Source organism: Marinicrinis sediminis, assembly GCF_042685085.1.
Classification (GTDB): domain Bacteria; phylum Bacillota; class Bacilli; order Paenibacillales; family KCTC-33676; genus Marinicrinis; species Marinicrinis sediminis.
Map to the genome: position 1 here is coordinate 161,434 of NZ_JBHUMM010000043.1, position 19,210 is coordinate 180,643.

Annotated in this window: 21 protein-coding genes; all 21 read left to right on the forward strand. The window is 49.8% G+C overall.

Translation table 11 applies throughout. The features are described 5' to 3' along the window. Positions 1-18 precede the first annotated feature (18 nt). The 21 genes from spoIIIAF to spo0A all read left to right on the forward strand — a co-directional run bounded on the left by spoIIIAF (position 19) and on the right by spo0A (position 18,946). Positions 19-756, forward strand: coding sequence for a stage III sporulation protein AF (gene spoIIIAF / locus ACFSUC_RS14440; protein WP_379930326.1), 738 nt, complete (start codon positions 19-21; stop codon positions 754-756). Between the two features lie 44 nt (positions 757-800). Next, a complete protein-coding gene (spoIIIAG, locus tag ACFSUC_RS14445) occupies positions 801-1,439 on the forward strand; it encodes a stage III sporulation protein AG (RefSeq protein WP_379930327.1) in 639 nt (212 codons plus the stop codon). A gap of 65 nt (positions 1,440-1,504) precedes the next feature. Beyond that, the gene (locus ACFSUC_RS14450) at positions 1,505-2,164 is read left to right on the forward strand and encodes a SpoIIIAH-like family protein (protein WP_379930328.1); all 660 of its coding nucleotides are present in this window, start codon (positions 1,505-1,507) and stop codon (positions 2,162-2,164) included. A gap of 173 nt (positions 2,165-2,337) precedes the next feature. After that, entirely contained in the window at positions 2,338-2,859 is a 522-nt protein-coding gene (gene accB / locus ACFSUC_RS14455; protein WP_379930329.1) for an acetyl-CoA carboxylase biotin carboxyl carrier protein, read from the forward strand. A gap of 17 nt (positions 2,860-2,876) precedes the next feature. Next, positions 2,877-4,235: an acetyl-CoA carboxylase biotin carboxylase subunit gene (gene accC / locus ACFSUC_RS14460; protein WP_379930330.1), complete on the forward strand. Its 1,359-nt coding sequence runs from the start codon at positions 2,877-2,879 to the stop codon at positions 4,233-4,235. A 121-nt stretch (positions 4,236-4,356) separates the two neighbouring features. Next, the gene (locus tag ACFSUC_RS14465; protein ID WP_379930331.1) at positions 4,357-4,764 is read left to right on the forward strand and encodes an Asp23/Gls24 family envelope stress response protein; all 408 of its coding nucleotides are present in this window, start codon (positions 4,357-4,359) and stop codon (positions 4,762-4,764) included. A gap of 92 nt (positions 4,765-4,856) precedes the next feature. Then, positions 4,857-5,402, forward strand: a complete 546-nt coding sequence (amaP, locus tag ACFSUC_RS14470) for an alkaline shock response membrane anchor protein AmaP (RefSeq protein WP_379930332.1) — start codon at positions 4,857-4,859, stop codon at positions 5,400-5,402. An 11-nt stretch (positions 5,403-5,413) separates the two neighbouring features. After that, complete coding sequence (locus ACFSUC_RS14475) at positions 5,414-5,656, forward strand: DUF2273 domain-containing protein (RefSeq protein WP_379930333.1); 243 nt, start codon at positions 5,414-5,416, stop codon at positions 5,654-5,656. Between the two features lie 116 nt (positions 5,657-5,772). Continuing rightward, positions 5,773-6,222 (forward strand): transcription antitermination factor NusB, encoded by a 450-nt coding sequence (nusB, locus tag ACFSUC_RS14480; protein ID WP_379930334.1) that lies wholly within the window; start codon positions 5,773-5,775, stop codon positions 6,220-6,222. Positions 6,223-6,256: 34 nt separating this feature from the next. After that, positions 6,257-7,096 (forward strand): bifunctional 5,10-methylenetetrahydrofolate dehydrogenase/5,10-methenyltetrahydrofolate cyclohydrolase, encoded by an 840-nt coding sequence (locus ACFSUC_RS14485; protein WP_379930335.1) that lies wholly within the window; start codon positions 6,257-6,259, stop codon positions 7,094-7,096. Then, a complete protein-coding gene (gene xseA / locus ACFSUC_RS14490) occupies positions 7,093-8,466 on the forward strand; it encodes an exodeoxyribonuclease VII large subunit (protein ID WP_379930336.1) in 1,374 nt (457 codons plus the stop codon). Before ACFSUC_RS14485 ends, xseA begins: the two co-directional genes overlap by 4 nt. Then, entirely contained in the window at positions 8,456-8,689 is a 234-nt protein-coding gene (gene xseB, locus ACFSUC_RS14495; RefSeq protein WP_379930337.1) for an exodeoxyribonuclease VII small subunit, read from the forward strand. The genes xseA and xseB overlap by 11 nt, the downstream gene beginning before the upstream one ends. Positions 8,690-8,707: 18 nt before the next feature. Then, positions 8,708-9,616 carry a polyprenyl synthetase family protein gene (locus ACFSUC_RS14500; RefSeq protein ID WP_379930338.1) on the forward strand — a complete coding sequence of 303 codons (909 nt, stop codon included), beginning with the start codon at positions 8,708-8,710 and terminating at the stop codon, positions 9,614-9,616. 783 nt (positions 9,617-10,399) lie between these two features. Further along, the gene (locus ACFSUC_RS14505; RefSeq protein ID WP_379930339.1) at positions 10,400-11,032 is read left to right on the forward strand and encodes a hypothetical protein; all 633 of its coding nucleotides are present in this window, start codon (positions 10,400-10,402) and stop codon (positions 11,030-11,032) included. Then, entirely contained in the window at positions 11,004-12,899 is a 1,896-nt protein-coding gene (dxs, locus tag ACFSUC_RS14510; protein ID WP_379930340.1) for a 1-deoxy-D-xylulose-5-phosphate synthase, read from the forward strand. Before ACFSUC_RS14505 ends, dxs begins: the two co-directional genes overlap by 29 nt. 20 nt (positions 12,900-12,919) lie before the next feature. Next, complete coding sequence (locus tag ACFSUC_RS14515) at positions 12,920-13,738, forward strand: TlyA family RNA methyltransferase (RefSeq protein ID WP_379930341.1); 819 nt, start codon at positions 12,920-12,922, stop codon at positions 13,736-13,738. A 107-nt stretch (positions 13,739-13,845) separates the two neighbouring features. Further along, positions 13,846-14,310 carry a hypothetical protein gene (locus ACFSUC_RS14520; protein WP_379930342.1) on the forward strand — a complete coding sequence of 155 codons (465 nt, stop codon included), beginning with the start codon at positions 13,846-13,848 and terminating at the stop codon, positions 14,308-14,310. After that, positions 14,307-14,756, forward strand: a complete 450-nt coding sequence (ahrC, locus tag ACFSUC_RS14525) for a transcriptional regulator AhrC/ArgR (RefSeq protein WP_379930343.1) — start codon at positions 14,307-14,309, stop codon at positions 14,754-14,756. The genes ACFSUC_RS14520 and ahrC overlap by 4 nt, the downstream gene beginning before the upstream one ends. A gap of 48 nt (positions 14,757-14,804) precedes the next feature. After that, the gene (gene recN / locus ACFSUC_RS14530) at positions 14,805-16,514 is read left to right on the forward strand and encodes a DNA repair protein RecN (protein WP_379930344.1); all 1,710 of its coding nucleotides are present in this window, start codon (positions 14,805-14,807) and stop codon (positions 16,512-16,514) included. Between the two features lie 82 nt (positions 16,515-16,596). Next, a complete protein-coding gene (gene spoIVB / locus ACFSUC_RS14535; RefSeq protein WP_379930972.1) occupies positions 16,597-17,943 on the forward strand; it encodes a SpoIVB peptidase in 1,347 nt (448 codons plus the stop codon). 211 nt (positions 17,944-18,154) lie between these two features. Continuing rightward, positions 18,155-18,946, forward strand: a complete 792-nt coding sequence (spo0A, locus tag ACFSUC_RS14540; protein WP_379930345.1) for a sporulation transcription factor Spo0A — start codon at positions 18,155-18,157, stop codon at positions 18,944-18,946. Positions 18,947-19,210: the final 264 nt, after the last annotated feature.

Here is a 19,210-nt window from a genome sequence, read left to right on the forward strand (position 1 = left end):
TCAGGGAGGCGATAGATCATGATGGAATGGCTTGGAAGCTGGCTGCAGGAAATTGTGCTCATCGTATTGTTTGCCACGTTTATCGAATTGCTGCTGCCCAATCATTCCATGCAGCGATACGTCAAGGTCGTACTGAGCCTGCTGGTCCTGCTCACCATTTTGCAGCCGATTGTCCGATTGCTGCAGTCAGACTGGCAGATGGAGCATCTTCTTCAGGGCGCACAGCAGACCTCCGTCACTCCGACGGGCAACGAAATTCGTCCTTTGTCTGACATTATGGCAGAGGCGGCGCACATACAGCAAAAGCAGCAAGAAGACAGCATTCAGATCGTGCAGTCCCGCATTAATGAGGAAACGCTGCAAGGTCTGCGCACTGCAGGCTGGACACAAGTTCAGTCCGTGCAAAGCACACTGGAAGTCACCGAGGAGAATCAACCACAGCTCACCTCGATTGAGGTAGTGGTAGGGGTGAGCAAGCAGGAGCAGGATGAAGGAGAGCAGCAGCGGCCTAACCCGACAGAGAATGGGAAACATCACGATCAGACGGACCGGCAGGATGTCGAAGTAAAACCCGTGGAACCGGTGACTCCTGTCCAGGTGCATGTGCCCCATGAAACGGATCGTTTGGCTGCTCCCGATGTTCCGGAAAAGGCTGAAGGCTTGATCAAGCCGATCACAGCGTGGGTAACAGAGCGATGGGAAATCGAGGAGAAACGTGTACACGTTGTCTTTATTGAAGACAATGTTCATATATAGATGGTTGAAAGGGATGACTGAATCGGGGAGGTGGGGCTTAGACGGTGAAGTGGCTGCAGTGGATGGAGGAAAAATGGGGCAAGGGCAAACAGGGAAGCAATCGGATAAAAACATACAGATGGCTGTTGCTGCTGGGATTGGTGGGAGTTGGATTTGTCATTTTTAGTTCGTTTCTCACCGTAGAATCATTGGAACCTGTTCAGGACCGGGCTTCTCCATCTGAATCTCAATCTGGCAATCAGGAAGCATTTTTCTCCTCAGGCGAGGAGAACACCTTGTTTGCCGATTACGAGAAGCAGTACGAAGACCGAATGACCGCGATCTTGTCCAAAATCGTGGGCGTGGGTGGCGTAGATGTCATGGTCAGTATTGAATCGACAGAGGAGAAAGTCGTCTATCAGAACAGCAATCATTCCCAGCAAGTGACCAATGAGAAGGACCGTGACGGAGGAACCCGGCACATTACCAGCATCAACAAAAGCGGAGATCTCGTGCTCATTGAAGTTTCCGGAGAGAAGCAACCCATCATTATCAAGACAATCAAGCCGGAAATACGCGGCGTCATCATTGTGGCCAACGGCGCAGAGAACCCGACTGTCAAAAAGCTGATTCTCGATTCGGTAACCAAGGGACTTGACGTACCGGTGCATCGAATCTCGGTCGTGCCGCGGAAGCAGCCTTGATTCCGCAAGCAGACCCTATAAATGCTGATCAATTTGAAATGATAGAGAATGATGGAGGTATGAATATGAATACAAGAAGACAAACGGTTTGGCTCGTCAGCATGCTCAGTCTCATGGTGATTCTATCGGCTTACTATTTGTTTACCGAAGATGTAACAGACAGTGAAATGGCTTCCAATCCGGCCACCATCTCTACAAATGAAATCGTGGTGGATGAGGTGACGGAGCAGCAGGCCAATGGGTCATGGCCAGATGAGCTGCTTGCCCTCGAAGGTGAATCCTCGGTGCAAGATACGGGAGAAGAACCGGAAGATTTGCCAGCCTCTGCCGAGTCTGAAGCAAACATCCTTGCCCAGCTTGAGCAACAAGGACAGGGCTCGTCCGAGGATTACTTCGCGACAATCCTGATGAACCGCAATGAATCATTCAGCAAAAAAGCGGATGAATTGATGCAGATTATTACGGAAGCTTCCGATGCGACCATGATCTCCGATGCCCACAACCAGCTGCTGGAGCTGGAAGAAAAAGAAGCCAAAATATCCGACATGGAATCCACGCTCATGGAGCAGTTCGACCACGTGCTGATTACAGAGGATGCGAATCAGTGGCAGGTGCTCGTGCGGGCAGCCGACATGCAAAAGAGCGAAGCGGTCACCATAACGGAAATGATGATGTCTGAATTGCAGGTGAATCCGAGCCAGGTTGTCATCAAAATGGTGCGTTAATTCCGGCGTATTCACAAAGGAAATTCCGCAATCTTGGAGCCCGTTCATTCGGGCTCTTTCTATTTCAGCGGATTATGTTATAATACTTACGTTGCATATCAGCACGATTCACCAAGCGAGGAAACGATAACCTGGAATAGATGCAGGCACCATCTCAAGGGAGTGAATAATTTATGTACAAATTAAGTGAAATCAAAGAATTGATCAAACTCGTAAACCAATCTGATATTCAGGAACTCGAGATTGAGAACGACGGTTCCAGACTGTTCATTCGCAAGCCGGGCAAGGAAGAGTCCGTGGTCATTCAGCCGCAGGCAGCTCCGCACGCCTATGCACCAGCACCACCGGCAGCACACGCCTATCAGGCTGCTCCACCGGCTCAGCCCCAACAGGAAGCTCCGGCAACAGCTGCTCCGGCTTCATCGGACAAGTCTGCAGCCGCTGACGATCAGCATTTACATAAGATTACATCTCCGATGGTCGGAACCTTCTATTCTTCCCCGGCTCCAACCTCTCCGCCTTATGTAAAAAAAGGAGATGTCGTCAATGAGAAAACGGTTGTGTGCATTGTGGAAGCGATGAAGCTTATGAACGAGATCGAAGCGGAAGTCAAAGGCGAGATTGTAGACATTCTCGCAGAGAACGGACAGCTTGTGGAATATGGACAGCCTTTATTTTTGGTGAAGAAGCAGTAAGTAGGAGGAATTGAATCATGACATTGAAAAAAGTCCTAATTGCCAATCGCGGTGAAATTGCGGTACGCATCATTCGTGCGTGTCGAGAGATGGGAATCGAGACCGTCGCGGTTTATTCCGAAGGGGACAAGGACGCGCTGCATGTTCGACTCGCGGACGAAGCCTATTGCATTGGCGCTACTGCTTCCAAGGATAGTTATCTGAATTTTACAAATATTATGAGTGTCGCTACGCTGACTGACACGGACGCGATTCATCCGGGATATGGTTTCCTGGCTGAGAATGCCGATTTTGCGGAAATTTGCGAGAGCTGCAACATTACCTTTATCGGTCCTTCCCCGGAAGCGATCAGCAAGATGGGAGACAAGTCGGTCGCGAAGGACACGATGAAGAAAGCCAATGTACCGGTAATTCCCGGCTCCGATGGCTTGATCGAAGATATTGAGGAAGCGACAAAGCTGGCAGCCGAGATCGGGTATCCTGTCGTCATCAAGGCAACCGCTGGTGGCGGGGGCAAGGGCATACGGATCGTGGACAATGAAGATATGCTGATTCGTCAGATTACAGCTGCCCAGCAGGAAGCACAGAGTGCTTTTGGTAACGCAGGTGTGTACATGGAGAAATTCTTGACCGGCATGAAGCATGTGGAGGTTCAGATTGTTGCGGACAAGCATGGAAATGTCGTGCATCTTGGTGAACGTGACTGCTCGATTCAGCGCCGCAGACAGAAGCTCATCGAGGAAGCGCCGTGTCCGATTTTGACTGAGGACATTCGCTCCGCAATGGGAGAAGCTGCGATTCGGGCAGCGAAAGCCGTTCATTATTCCGGTGCGGGCACGCTGGAATTTCTGCTCGGGCCAGACGGCAACTTTTACTTCATGGAAATGAATACCCGTATCCAGGTTGAACATCCCGTTACAGAGATGGTAACAGGCGTAGACATCATCAAGGAAATGCTGTCTATTGCGGAAGGCAACCCGCTTTCCTTCACGCAAGAGGATGTGAGCATCAACGGTTGCTCGATAGAATGCCGGATCAATGCAGAGGACCCGGAGCGGAACTTCATGCCTTCTCCTGGCGAAATCACGTTTTATTTGCCACCTGGAGGGCCAGGCGTGCGAATTGACAGTGCCGCTTACCAGGGATACAAGATTCCGCCTCATTATGACTCCATGATCGCCAAGCTGATCGTATGGGGCACGACCCGGGAGGAAGCTGTGGCAAAAATGAAGCGTGCGCTCGCTGAATTTGCCGTGGAAGGTGTAAGCACCACGATCGGCTTCCATCTGAAGGTGCTGGAGCACAAGCGCTTTTTGCGCGGCGATTTTGATATCAAATTCCTGGAAGAGCACGATGTGAATGATCCGCATTCCTGATCTTCTCTATTTGTCATAAAATAAAGCCAATGTTATATTATTAAAATAAGGCATCTGAATGTCCATGCTGGTTGGCTGGAGAATGTATGCTTGAGAGATGACATTACAGGAGGTGTAAGGATTGACTACGATCACCCCGGAATTTGAAAAAACAGAATTGGGTATGATTCAGATTGCGCCTGAAGTGGTTGAGATCATCGCAGGCCTTGCAACCGTAGAAGTCAGCGGTGTTGCTGGCATGAGCGGTGGACTGGCAGGCGGAATCGCTGAGTTTTTGGGACGCAAAAATTTGACCAAGGGTGTAAAGGTAGAGGTTGGCGAAAAGGAAGCGGCCGTGGATGTCTCCATCATTATTGATTATGGACAGAAAATCCCGGAAGTGGCTGCTGGCATTCAGCAAAATGTTCAGCATGCGATCTTTTCCATGACCGGACTGCAAGTGGTCGAAGTGAATGTACATATTCATGGTGTCCATTTCAAACATGCAGAAAAAGAAGAAGATGAACAAAGCGTTCAACGCTTGAAATAATAAGCTCCGCAGCTTTTGAATTTGTTTTTGCGGGAACTGAACCCCCTCGATTAAGGAGGGGGTTTCTCCTAATTAAAAGGGGGGACAAACCTGTGGTTCGTGTCATTGACCGATTATTGTTATTTCTGTTCAGTCTCACCGGAACGGTGGCCGCGATACTCATGATCATCGTTTCCTTTCTGGCGGATCACCCGCTGTATGACCTGCTTGAGCTGGAGGAAGTGCCTAATCTGACGGCTGTGCTGGCCGGTTCAGCTGTGTTGCTGCTCATCTCCATTCGGTTTCTGTATATTTCTACCCGTTTTAGTGAGGGCAAGCCAAGCTCCATCGATCAGCGGACGGATTTTGGGGATATTAGCATTTCACTGGATACAATTGAGAATTTGACGCTTCGTGCCGCGGGCCGGGTGAAGGGCGTCAAGGATTTGAAAGCTCGCGTATCCTTTGACCAGAGCGGCATTTATTTGAAGATTCGGACGTTTGTAGACGGGGATCGTGCCATTCCTGCCCTTACGGAGGAAGTCCAGCAGGTGGTGAAGGAATATATCGAGGAGTTGACGGGGATTCCCGTTTCCCAGGTGTCGGTCTTTGTTGCCAACATCGTCCCGTCGAGCACCATCAAGAGCCGAGTGGAGTAGGGGGCGTTCGCATGTGGAAGGATCGGGGATACGAGTTATGGAGCGAGCATAAGGGCAAGCTGACAGGTTTGGTTGCCGGCCTCTTGCTGGGCATCATCTATTTGATCGCCGGATTTTGGGATATGCTCGTGTTTGCCTTTCTCCTGGCTGTCGGTTACTGGATTGGCAAGCTGAAAGACCGCGGCATCTCCATCACAGAGCTGTTGCTGCAGGGATGGAAAAAATGGAATGACAGATGGAAGATGTTTAGATAATACACTGCGGGCGCATGCTGCGCTTGCAGGTATTTTTGTGTGAAATATGATAATATGAGATCGACCCGTCCCGAAGGGACTGGCGTACGATCCAAGCAGACAAGCAGGAGGACAATATGAAACGCAGGACTGCAAGAGAAATCGCTGTGCAAAGTCTATATCAGCTGGAAATGAATGAAGCTTCCTCCTCTCAGGAAGCCATTCAGTCTGTCCTGGATGCAGAGGCAGATGAAAACGAACAATTTCATCAAAAGGTGATTGATGTGGCCTTCATCCAGCAAATGATCGAGGGAGTGCTCGACAAGAAAACGAATGTGGATCAGGTTATCACCCAATATCTGACCCGCTGGAAAGTGGATCGTCTGTCAAGGGTTGACAAGCAAATTTTGCGTCTGGCCGTTTATGAAATGGTCTATGCAGAGGATGTGCCGGACAAAGTGGCCGTCAATGAAGCCATTGAACTGTCCAAGCATTTCGGTACAGAGGAATCCGGCAAATTTGTCAACGGTGTACTCGGAAATATGCTGAAAGAAGCAGATAAAATTAAACAGAACATACAATCATAAGCCTAGAGCGAAGTGCGGGACAGGAGGAATCAAGATGAGTGCAAAGATAATCAACGGAAAACAAGTAAGAGACGAGATGCTTGCAGAACTGTCCAATGAAGTCATCGAATTGACCGAGCAGGGTATGCAGCCCGGTCTTGCTGTCGTCGTGGTCGGGGAAGATCCGGCCTCCAAACTGTATGTCGGTATGAAGGTGAAGAAGTGCGGCGAAGTCGGCATTCATTCGGAATTGTACGAGCTATCGGCTGAAGCGACCGAGCAGGAACTGCTCGACCTGATTGCTGAACTGAATGCCAAGGAAAGCATTCATGGTATTCTCGTGCAATTGCCGCTGCCTGGTCACATGAGAGAAGAAGCAGTGATCGAGGCTATATCCCTTGAAAAGGACGTCGATGGCTTCCATCCAATGAGTACAGGCAACTTGCAGATCGGGGAAGACTGCTTCGTACCATGTACCCCGGCCGGTATTATGGAACTGATTCGCCGTACCGGTATGGATCTCGCAGGCAAGCATGCCGTAGTGGTCGGTCGCAGCAACATCGTCGGCAAACCGGTCGCTATGCTGTTGCTGCAAGCAGACGCCACCGTCACGATCTGTCATTCCAAAACAGCCAATTTGCCGGAGATCACCAAGCAGGCTGATGTCCTGGTTGCTGCGGCAGGTCGTCCAGGGTTGCTGGGCAAGGAGCATATCAAGCCGGGAGCGGTTGTGATTGACGTCGGCAGTCCAAAAGGGGACGTGCGCTTTGAAGAAGCGGAGGAAGTTGCAGGCTACATCACGCCAGTGCCGGGTGGAGTAGGCCCGATGACCATAACCATGCTGCTGAAAAACACCATTGATTCCGCGCGGAAGGCTTTGAAGATTCGGGCATGACACCGGCTACTCCGCAACAGGTGCTGTCCGTCAGGGAGCTTACACGAACGATCAAGCAGCGGCTGGAAACGGATCCGGCTTTCTCGGATATTTGGGTGCAGGGTGAAATATCGAATTTCATCCATCATCGCAGCGGACATATGTATTTTACCTTGAAAGACAAAGACAGCAGAATCAAATCCGTCATGTTTGCCTCGCACAACCGAACGCTCCCTTTTCTGCTCAAGGAAGGAGCGAAAGTGTTGGCGCGAGGCTCTGTTTCTGTCTACGAGCGAGATGGTCAGTATCAGCTCTACGTGACACAGATGCAGCCAGACGGCATCGGGAGCCTTTTCCTTGCCTTCGAGCAGTTGAAGGAGAAGCTGAAGCAGGAAGGGCTGTTTGACCCAAATGTCAAAAAGCCTATTCCCTCGTATCCGCGTGCGATCGGTCTCGTAACGTCCCCGACCGGGGCGGCTGTTCGGGACATGATGATTACGCTGGAGCGAAGGTTCCCGAGTATTCCTGTCCTGCTTTACCCGGCTCATGTGCAGGGCGTAAAGGCGGCGCCGTCAATAGTGCGAGGCATTCAGATCATGAATGAGCTCGATGAGGTGGACGTTCTGATCGTCGGTCGGGGTGGCGGCTCATTGGAGGAATTGTGGGCGTTTAATGAGGAGCAGGTAGCGCGCGCGATTTTTCAGTCGCGTATTCCGGTTATTTCAGCGGTGGGTCATGAGACGGATACGACCATTGCGGACTATGTAGCTGATTTGCGAGCCGCGACACCAACGGCAGCTGCTGAGCTGGCTGTTCCCGATCAGCGAGAGCTGAAGCAGCGTCTGAAACAGCTGCAGGAGCGCCTGGGTCAATCGCTGACCGTCAAGTCGGCGGATAGCCGTAAGCGGCTTGAGCGGTTGCAGGCATCGCCATATCTGACGCATCCCAAACGGTATTTGCTGCAGGAACCTTCCCAGTATGTCGATCGGCTGAAAGAGCAGCTGACCTATGCACTGGACAAGGCGGCTGCTGCGAAGAGGCAAAAACTGCAGCAATTCGCCCATCAATTGAATGCGCTTCATCCGAGACAACGATTGCAAGGTCTGCGCAAGGATACCACATTGCTGAGGCAGCAATTAACGCAATCGCTGCAAATGGTCATGAAGGACAAACACCATCAGCTGCGCTCAGAGATGAGACAGCTCGACGCACTCAGCCCTCTGAAGATCATGCAGAGGGGTTACAGCCTCGTTTATGATGAGACGGGCACCCAGGTGAGGAAGTCTGCGGCGGAACTGAAGCAGGGAGAACAACTGCGAGTGCGCATGCAAGATGGTCAAGTTCATTGCGAGGTACTATCTGTCGAGGGGGAAGGGAATAATGGCAAATGAAATCAGCTTTGAGCAGGCGCTCGAGCAGCTGGAGGTCATCGTGAAGCAGCTGGAGAGTGGCGATGTACCGCTGGAGCAGGCGATTGACCTGTTCCAGGAAGGCATGAAGCTGTCTCACCTGTGCTCCGGCAAGCTGGATCAGGCTGAACGTAAAATCGAGGTGTTGATTGAACAGGAGACTGGCGTAGAGAGAGAACTCTTTCATCCGCCTGCAGAAGAATAAGGGGAACGGGGTGAGAGGTTGACGACACAGGATGTGAACGAATTACGAACGTATTTGCAGCAAACCGCGAAGCGGGTAGAGGATGTCCTGATCAAGTCCTTGCCGCAGGAACAGGTGAATCCAATCCTTCAGGAGGCAATGGCATACTCTTTGCAAGCGGGAGGAAAGCGAATGCGGCCGATCATGACCCTGACGGCCTGTGAGGCTGTGGGTGGGAATACGGTACAGGCTCTGCCTGCGGCAGCGGCGATTGAAATGATTCATACGTATTCCCTGATCCACGATGATTTGCCGGCGATGGATAATGATGATTATCGCAGGGGAAAACTAACGAATCATAAAGTCTATGGCGAAGCCATGGCGATTCTTGCGGGAGACGGCTTGCTGACCCACGCTTTTCATACGCTGGTTCACGGATCAGGAAAAGAGCAGGTGGCCCCGGAGGTCATTCTGCAACTCGTCCAGGAACTGTCTGCCTATGCCGGTCCAACAGGGATGGTAGGCGGTCAGGCATATGATCTTCAGGCGGAGAAACAGCGCGTGGATCTGGCAGGCCTTAATCATATTCATACACACAAGACCGGAGACTTGATCGTCTGTTCCCTGCGCGCCGGGGCGATGATCGGGGGAGCGAACCCGGCTCAGCTCGCAGCCATTAGTACATTTGGCTACTGCATCGGGCTCGCTTTTCAAATTCAGGACGATATTCTCGATGTGACCGGGGATGAGAAAATGCTCGGCAAAAAAACAAACAGCGATGAGAAGCTTTCCAAGTCGACTTATCCGCAGCTGCTTGGCATCGAGAAGTCTAAACAAACCGTACAGGCTTTGACGGATGAAGGCAAGCAGGCACTGATGGAGGCCGGTCTGACAGACGAGAAACGACTACTGCAGCTGGCTGATTTTCTGGTAAAAAGGGAGTCTTAGACGTTTTCCCCTTGAAGTTCCATTGAGTATGCATTTTATTGTGTGCTATAATGAGTCTCAAATAGAGTGGCGCAGTATTCTAGTCAATCTACCATTTTGAAGGCGGGCCTAAAAATTCGCCAAAGGGCACATCGATGAAGTTCCTTGTGTTGGCTTCCGACGCCCAGTCGGGGGTTGATGCTGGGAGTTAAGGTCGCAGGGCGATCCACAATGGCATGTGGGCGTTGACCCTGCTTCCGCGGAGGCCCAAGTGCGTGGCTGTTGAGCGGCATCGTCCGCAGGTTACGGCTTGGGGTATGAACCTGCAATTTGCGAGTCTCACCTGCATTTATCCTTCATTGTTAAATGCTAAAACGACTTGTGTGCAGCGTAGCCTGCCTTGAGCGAGTCAGTGGGGATTACAGATGGTAGGATGAAGCGCTTTGTGGCCAGAAGCAACTCATCTGGATGCTGTATGAAAACTGCTTCGCAAAAGAGGCTAAGAAATGGGTCAAGGTTGTCGAGGAAAACTCCTAGACTGTTCAATTTTGAAGTTTCTTGAGGATTATAGTGTGGACTAAGTGGTAATCTAGTCTGATGCTCGGTGACGACATCAAGGCGGACATAAAGGGAAACCGCCTTCTTGGCGACGAGAAGGAGTTCTGTCTGGGAAAACCTACTGGACCTAAGCCACAGTGTTTACTCAAGAAGCTGCCACTCTACTTTCTAATATGTGTGAATCGGAGACAAACAGCGATTGAAATTGAACAACCTTGTACATATTAGGACCAAGGAGACAAATAAATGAAATTCTCTTTACGAAACTCCATCAGATGGAGTATTTTTATATCTATCGTTACTTTTATTGTGTCCTGTGCGCTGACAGTCGCAGCCACCTCTGTCCTGAAAGGTCTGTCCTGGGGCATTGGCATGGGGACGGTTTTTTTATTGGTGCTGGTCGGCATTGTGTTTGACATGACCGGACTTGCGGCAGCGGCGGCGAAGGAAACGCCATTTCATGCGATGGCGGCAGAAAAGGTCAAAGGGTCCAGACAAGCGATCCTGATCGTAAGAAATGCTGACAAGTTTTCGAGCTTTTGCAATGACGTAATTGGGGATATAGCAGGGATTATCAGCGGGGCGGCGAGCGCAATGGTCGTCATCGAGCTTGTGAGATCGATGAACGTTGATAATGCCCTTATTCATACAACCATCAGTGTATTATTTACAGGTCTTGTTTCAGCGATGACCGTTGGGGGTAAAGCGATGGGTAAGTCGATTGCCATTTCGTATGCCAACCTGATCATCTTGTGGGTAGGCAAGATATTCTACTTCTCGGAGCATCGACTGCATATCAAGATCATAAGCGGAAAGAAGAAATCCTCCAATGGAAAGAAGGGGAACAAACGTGCTGCTGGATCAAATCAACCATCCTAGTGATCTGAAAAAACTGGATTTGCCTCAATTGGAGACGCTTGCAGGTGAAATACGAAGCTTTCTGATTGAAGAATTGTCCCGTACAGGCGGGCACTTGGCTCCCAATCTGGGTGTGGTCGAATTGACGATCGCGATGCATTATATGTACAACAGTCCGCAGGACAAATTTATTTTCGATGTCGGTCATCAGGCTTATGTGCACAAAATTCTGACCGGTCGCAAGGATCAGTTTCAGACGCTTCGCAAATACAAGGGATTGTGCGGATTTGTGAAGAGAAATGAGAGCGAGCATGATGTTTGGGAAGCGGGTCATAGCAGTACCTCACTATCTGCTGCCATAGGGATGGCGACGGCCAGGGACTTGAAGAATGAAAAGCACAAAGTGGTAGCCGTCATTGGGGATGGTGCGATGACAGGCGGCATGGCGTTGGAGGCCATGAACCATATCGGGCATGAAAAACGTAATGTGACCGTTATTCTCAATGATAACGAAATGTCCATCGCGCCGAACGTGGGGGCGATTCATAAATATTTAAGCAAAATTCGTTCTGACAAACATTATCTGAAGGCGAAAGAAGAAGCCGAGCATCTGCTGAAGAAAATTCCGGCGATCGGCGGCAAGCTGGCCAAAACGGCAGAGAAGCTCAAAGATACGCTGAAATACATGATGATGTCCGGCATATTGTTTGAGGAGTTTGGCTTTACATACGTGGGTCCGGTAGACGGACATGACCTCGAGAAGCTGCTGGAGACATTAAAGCAGTGCGAGACCTTGCAAGGTCCTGTCATGGTGCATGTGCTGACGGTAAAAGGGAAGGGCTACAGTCCCGCAGAAGCCGATTCACACAAGTGGCACGGGATCAGCCCGTATAAGATCGAGTCTGGTCAAGTTCTGAAAGCGACCGATCAGCCACCTGCCTATACCGAAATATTTGGCGACGCACTTATTGAGCTGGCCGAACAGGATGAACGAATCGTGGCGGTCACACCTGCCATGCCAGGCGGGTCAGGTCTGTTGAAATTCGCAGATCGCTTCCCTGATCGCATGTTCGATGTCGGGATTGCCGAACAGCATGCGGCTACCTTCTCTGCCTCTATGGCGATGGAAGGCATGAAGCCGGTATTTGCCGTGTACTCCACCTTCCTGCAACGGGCATACGATCAAGTCCTGCATGATATTTGCAGACAAAACCTCAATGTTGTCTTTGCCATTGACCGTGCCGGATTCGTAGGAGCCGATGGAGAGACCCATCATGGTGTATTTGATATTTCCTATCTGCGCCACTTGCCGAACATGGTACTGATGATGCCGAAGGATGAACAGGAACTGCGCCAGATGATGAAGACAGCCATCCTGTTTGATCAAGGCCCAATTGCGGTTCGTTACCCGAGAGATGTTGGCAAGGGAATAGAACTAACTCCGATGGCGGAAACGGAGCCGCTTCCAATCGGGAAATGGGAAACGATTCGGGCGGGCAAGGAAACCGCGATTCTGGCCGTTGGACCGATGATGGATGTCGCGATCAAGGCGGCTGATCAACTGGCTTCAGAAGGAATCCAAGTGGAGGTCATCAACGCACGATTCTTGAAGCCACTGGACGCAGGCATGCTCACCAGCTTGTCCCAACGCTTCGAGACGATCTTTACGATTGAGGAAGGCTCGGTGCTTGGCGGTTTCGGCAGTAGTGTGCTGGAGCATTATGCCTTGCATAGAATTTCGGATATTCAGGTTATTCCGTTGGGTATTCCGGATGCCTTTATTGAACATGGCAGTGTGAAGGAGCAGCGCCAGGAAGTTGGACTGACGGCTGAGCATCTCGTCACAGAGATTCAGGGCCGACTGCCCCTGCAGCAAAAAAGAGCTTAGGCGAAATTGAAGGAGTAAGCATGGCTTCAAATAAAGAACGAATTGATGTCCTGCTCGTGGAGCAGGGATATTTTGAAAGTCGCGAGAAGGCGAAGGCTTCGATTATGGCGGGTCTGATCCTGGCTGATCAGGAGAGAGTGGAGAAGCCTGGGACGAAGATTCCCCGCACCGCCAAGCTAACGGTCAAGGGCGCTCTGCATCCTTATGTCAGTCGTGGCGGATTGAAGCTGGAGAAGGCCATTCAGGAATTTGACCTTGATTTGACGAATCGGGTCATGCTGGACATCGGTGCTTCGACTGGTGGATTTACCGACTGTGCGCTTCAGCATGGTGCTGAATATGTGTATGCCATTGATGTCGGATACAATCAACTGGACTGGTCCCTCCGCAATCATGCGCAAGTATGTGTCATGGAGAGAACCAATTTTCGGTATACGACCATAGCGGATCTGAAAGGTCCCAAACCCGACTTTGCCACCATTGATGTCTCTTTCATTTCATTGAAACTGATCCTGCCTCCCCTGATTGAGCTGTTGAAAGGAACAGAGGGCGAGATTGTCGCCTTGATCAAGCCGCAATTCGAGGCTGGGCGAGAAAAAGTAGGCAAGTCTGGTGTGGTTCGCGAACCCAGTATTCATTTGGAAGTGCTACACGACATCCTCGCCTTTTCGGAGGAAAAGCTGGGTATGGGATTGCAAGGACTTACCTTCTCACCGATTACAGGCGGTGAAGGGAATATCGAATTTTTGGCACACTGGTCCTTCAGGCCAGCCCGTATCGATCATGTGATGGAAGCCAAGCGCGTGGTCGAAGCAGCCCGTCATACCTTTGTGAAATGAAGACGCCGATTCATCGGTGTCTTTTTCATGCAAACCCCGAGCGTGCCACCGCAGAAAGAAGAGGAAATATGACCTGTCTCTCGAATATATAGTCGGGAGGTGCAGAGATGGCACAAAATGGGGATTTCTATGTGTTGGTCGCAATCTGTGTTCTGGCTGTGTTGTGGCTGCTTCGGGCAGGGAAAAATTGGCTGTTTGCTCCTGCCAAAGTGGTACTCCCTCTTGATTTGAATCAAGCGACGGAACCGGAACCCGAGGGAGCGAAACTGCTGACAGAGGAAGGCTATGAAGTGCTGTGCGGCAAAATCAAGCTGCCCATTGAAATGAACAAGGACGGCCAGCGGCTCTCTTCACAGCTGTTTATCGATTATATCGTGAGGAAGAATCACATCAAGTATGTAGTCAAATTAGCCAATCGGCGTCAACCGATGGATTGGACAGGCTCTCAGGTGAGAGATCGACTGATGATCTACTGGCTCGCCTATGCGCCGGCTATCGAAGGCGTAATCTGGCTGGACAAGCAAAACCATCAGCTTCATAAAGTAGTATTTCATATAGGAGGTCAGCAATGAAGGGACAGCGGCATATCAAAATCAAGGAGATCATTCACCAACATGAGATTGAAACACAGGATGAACTGGTTGAAGCATTGAGAAATATGGGATTTCAGGTCACGCAGGCAACCGTATCGAGAGATATTAAGGAATTGCATCTCATTAAAGTGCCATCCAATGATGGACGATACAAGTATTCACTTCCCCAGGATCAGAAATTCAACCCGATGGCAAAGCTGAAGCGAACCCTTCAGGATCATTTCATGAGTATTGATTTTGCGGACCATCTCGTTGTCATGAAGTCGCTGCCGGGTACGGCCAATGCACTTGGAGCGCTGATTGATCACCTGGAATGGGAAGAGATACTCGGTACGATATCCGGTGATGATACGCTGCTCATCATTTGCCGCAGCAAGCAGGAAAGCGAGAAAATCGTAGAAAAGATACTGGACCTGATTAACTAGCGTGACAGAACCGTTGATTGAACAGCCAAGGGGAGAGGTGGAACACGGATGCTGGTGGAATGTACGATTAAAAATTTGGCCGTCATCGAATCCATTCATGTGCGGTTTTATGAAGGCTTTCATGTCATTACGGGGGAAACAGGCGCAGGGAAATCGATGCTGATTGATGCGCTCGGGTTAATTGCAGGAGGAAGAGCTTCTTCAGAATGGGTGCGTTATGGGGAAGATCGCGCAGAGATTGAATGTCTGTTCGAATTGCCTGCCCATCATACCGCATGGGCGCTGTTGCAGGAATGGGGGATCGATCAGGCCGAGTGTGTGCAATTGGTTATCCGCAGAGAAATCACGAAACAGGGAAAAAGCATTAGCCGAATCAACGGACAGTTTGTCAATTTGTCCATGCTGAAGCAGCTCGGGCAACAAATCATCAACATTCACGGTCAGCATGAGCATCAATCCCTCCTGCATACCGATCAGCATATTCATCTGCTCGATGCTTTCTGTGACAAACGAATTGAAAAGCTGAAGCAAAAATATACGTCCCTGTACGATACGTATCTTGCCACCAAGCGGAAACTGGAGGAACTGCGTCAGCATTCCCAGCAAAATCTGCAAATGATCGATCTGTTCCGTTTCCAGGTAGAAGAAATCCAGAAAGCGGAATTAAAATCGGGTGAAGATGAATGGCTGCAGGAAGAAAAGCAAAAGCTAGCTAATGCCGAAAAATTAGTCCAGTCCTCCTCCGCAGCTTATGAAAGTCTGAATGGCTCTCGTTCTGCACTCGCTGAAATCCAGACGGCTATGCAAAAAGTAGAGGGACTGATTCACGTGGACGAAGCCAAAATTCGACCGATCCACGAACAGATTACATCTGCGTATTACCAGCTGGAAGATGCGGCGTTCAGCTTGCGGGATTATCGGGATTCGGTGGAATTCAATCCTGTTCGGCTGGATGAGATTGAGAACCGGCTAGCTTCCATGCAATCCCTTAAACGAAAATACGGAGCAACCATAGATGATATTCTGCAGCATTTTACCCATATCCAGGAGCAGCTGGATCAGCTTGAGCATAAGGACGAACGCATTCACGCCTTCATGATCGAAATGGAAGAGCAGGAAAAAGAATTGCGTCTCCTGGCTGAAGATTTAACCAAACTTCGCACAAAAGGGGCCCATCAGTTATCCAAACAGGTGGAGCAGCATTTGAAGGATTTGCAAATGGGCAGAACTCGTTTTGAAGTGAACATGGATCGGAAGAAGGACGGTGCACTTAGCAAGGATGGACAGGATGATGTGGAGTTCATGATTTCTGCCAATCCAGGCGAACCGGTTCGCCCCTTGTCCAAAATTGCCTCAGGTGGAGAAATGTCGAGGATCATGCTGGCCTTGAAGTCGATATTCGCCGACGTGGACGAGGTTCCCGTACTTATCTTTGATGAAGTGGACACGGGCGTCAGCGGACGGGCAGCGCAGGCGATTGCGGAGAAGATGTCCAGACTGGCCTCGCAGTGTCAGGTGTTCTCCATCACGCATTTGCCACAGGTCGCGTGCATGGCGGATGTTCATTATGAAATCGCCAAACATGTGGCCCGAGAGCGGACGTTTACCGAAGTGAAGATGCTGGATACCACGCAACGCATTCAAGAGCTTGCCCGCATGCTCGGAGGGGTCGAAGTAACGGAAACGACGGAGGAGCATGCCAAAGAAATGCTTGACATGGCGGCACAGAAAAAGCAATCGTGGAATCATTTACAGTAATAAAACAAAATCGGTGCGGTTAACTTAAAGGTACGCAAATGGCGATTGCCGCAGGCAATGAATAGGGAGAAAAGGGAGCGTGATGTATTTGCGACCAGTCATCAAGAAAAGTTTCGGACTTTTGCTCGTTTTCTTCATTTGCTTATTCAGTTTTTCCGCACCGTTTCAATCCTTTGCTTCATTTCCCCAGGAACTGCGCATGTTCAATGGTCAGCAGAAAACGCTGCGGCTGGCTGTGCCGGTTCATGCCAAAGTCATGGTCAAGGACCCGGATATTGTGAAAGTAAACGGACATTCCACCCCTTCGTTTCGGACCGATCTCCACCAGCCTCTTGCCTTTCATTCCGGTAAAATCGGTGAAACGGAAATGCAGCTTAAGCTGTTCGGCACCATACCTTTCAAAACCGTCAAAGTGAGCGTCATTCCCGACTTGAAGGTCATTCCAGGCGGACAAACCATCGGCGTACGTATGAAATCAGCAGGCATTCTCGTGGTCGGACACCACTTGGTGCAACGAAATGCGGAGACCATTTCCCCTGGTGAGCAGGCCGATATTCGGGTCGGAGATCTGATCACCCAAATCAACGGCAAACAACTGAATGATGTGTCCAAAGTCTCCCGGTTTGCCGACCAGGCAGGCAAGGAACAGAAACCGCTCAAGGTCACCCTGAAGAGAGGTGGCAAGGTACTGCACAAAACCCTGTATCCCGCTCTGGATTCTTCGGATCAAAGCTATCGTCTAGGATTATATATACGGGATACAGCAGCTGGAGTAGGCACCTTAACTTTCTATTCGCCTGAGCACCAGGTATACGGGGCACTGGGCCATGTCATTACGGATATGGATACCCAGACACCTGTCACCGTCGGCAGCGGGACGATTGTTCACTCCAATGTCACCTCGATCAGCAAAAGTCAGGACGGCGTGCCTGGCGAGAAAAGGGCGCACTTCTTCAAAGAAAACCAAATCCTTGGCACCATTGAACGGAACACCCACTTTGGCATCTTTGGCAAAATGCATCGCAATCCGGACTTTGGACTGTCCCCCAAGCCGATGCCGGTCGCGTTTAGAGAAGAAGTGAAGGAAGGGAAAGCGGAAATTCTCACCGTTGTCAAAGGGCATCAGGTCGAGAAGTTCGAGATTGAAATTGCACATGTATCGAAACAGCATGCCCCGGCGACCAAAGGAATGGTCATCAAGATCACGGATGACAGGCTGCTCAAAGAAACAGGGGGCATTGTGCAAGGCATGAGCGGCAGTCCCATCATTCAGGATGGCAAAATTGTCGGTGCGGTCACCCACGTATTTGTCAACGATCCATCCAGCGGCTATGGCTGCTTCATTGAATGGATGCTGGGCGATGCAGGCATTGCCCTCGATCGTCCGCAAGCTGAATCCCAAAAAGGGGAGCTGAAGGAGGCTGGTTAAAGCCTCCTCTTGTTTTGTCGAAAAATCAGACAAAATGATTGTTATTGTAGAAAAGTACATAAAATCTTTAATTATATACGATCTTGATGTAAAATGAAATGGAAATCGCGAAAAAAATAAATTCGACAGAAGGAATTCCATTCACAGTGTCGAAACTTAACAAAGAGTAAAAAATGGAAAATTGCCACATAGAGAATAGGAGGACGTGTTCGTGCAAAATATTCAAGTTTTACTGGCAGATGATAATCGAGAGTTTACGGGGCTTTTATCGGAATTCATCTCCGAGCAGAATGACATGGAAGTCATGGGGGTGGCTTATAACGGAGATGAAGTACTGAACCACATTGAAGAGGGACGTGTTCCAGATATATTGATTCTGGATATTATCATGCCTCATCTCGATGGTTTGGGCGTATTGGAAAAATTAAGGGAGATGGATCTTCAGCCTCAACCGAAAATCATTATGCTGACTGCCTTTGGACAAGAAAATATCACACAAAAGGCTGTACAACTTGGCGCATCCTACTACATACTCAAGCCTTTCGATATGGAAATGCTCATCAATCGCATTCGTCAGCTGGCATTGCCAAATAACGCTATCCCTTCTGTCAGTACCAGTCGTCCCAATGTCATTCCAATGGGCAAGGGCAAAAATCTCGATGCTAACATTACAAGTATCATTCATGAAATCGGGGTGCCTGCGCATATTAAAGGCTATCAATATTTGCGTGAAGCCATCTCCATGGTGTACAACAATATTGAAATTCTAGGGGCCATTACCAAAACGCTTTATCCGGCGATTGCCGAAAAATACAAAACCACGCCTTCCCGCGTCGAACGTGCCATCCGTCATGCGATCGAAGTCGCCTGGACACGTGGCAACATCGACAGCATCTCACATCTGTTTGGCTATACGATCAACATCTCCAAGGCGAAACCGACCAACAGTGAGTTCATCGCGATGGTCGCAGATAAGCTGCGGATCGAGCATAAGGTGAGCTGAGCGCTTTAACGACGGGAGCTTTGACGGATGCCGCATCGCATGTACAACGAAATTTATCGGCAATAGGATTGGATCGTTCCGATAAACTTTGCGCTATGCGTTCCGAATAACTTTGCTAATTTCATGGCTCCTTTCGTAATTGTTTTTCGGAATCAACAACGATGTCTTTATCATAACGTATTAAGCATAAGCCCGTCGACTTCTCGGCGGGTTTTTGTCATTTTCGGATAAAACAACTCTTTTTTGCTAATATTAAAACATAAG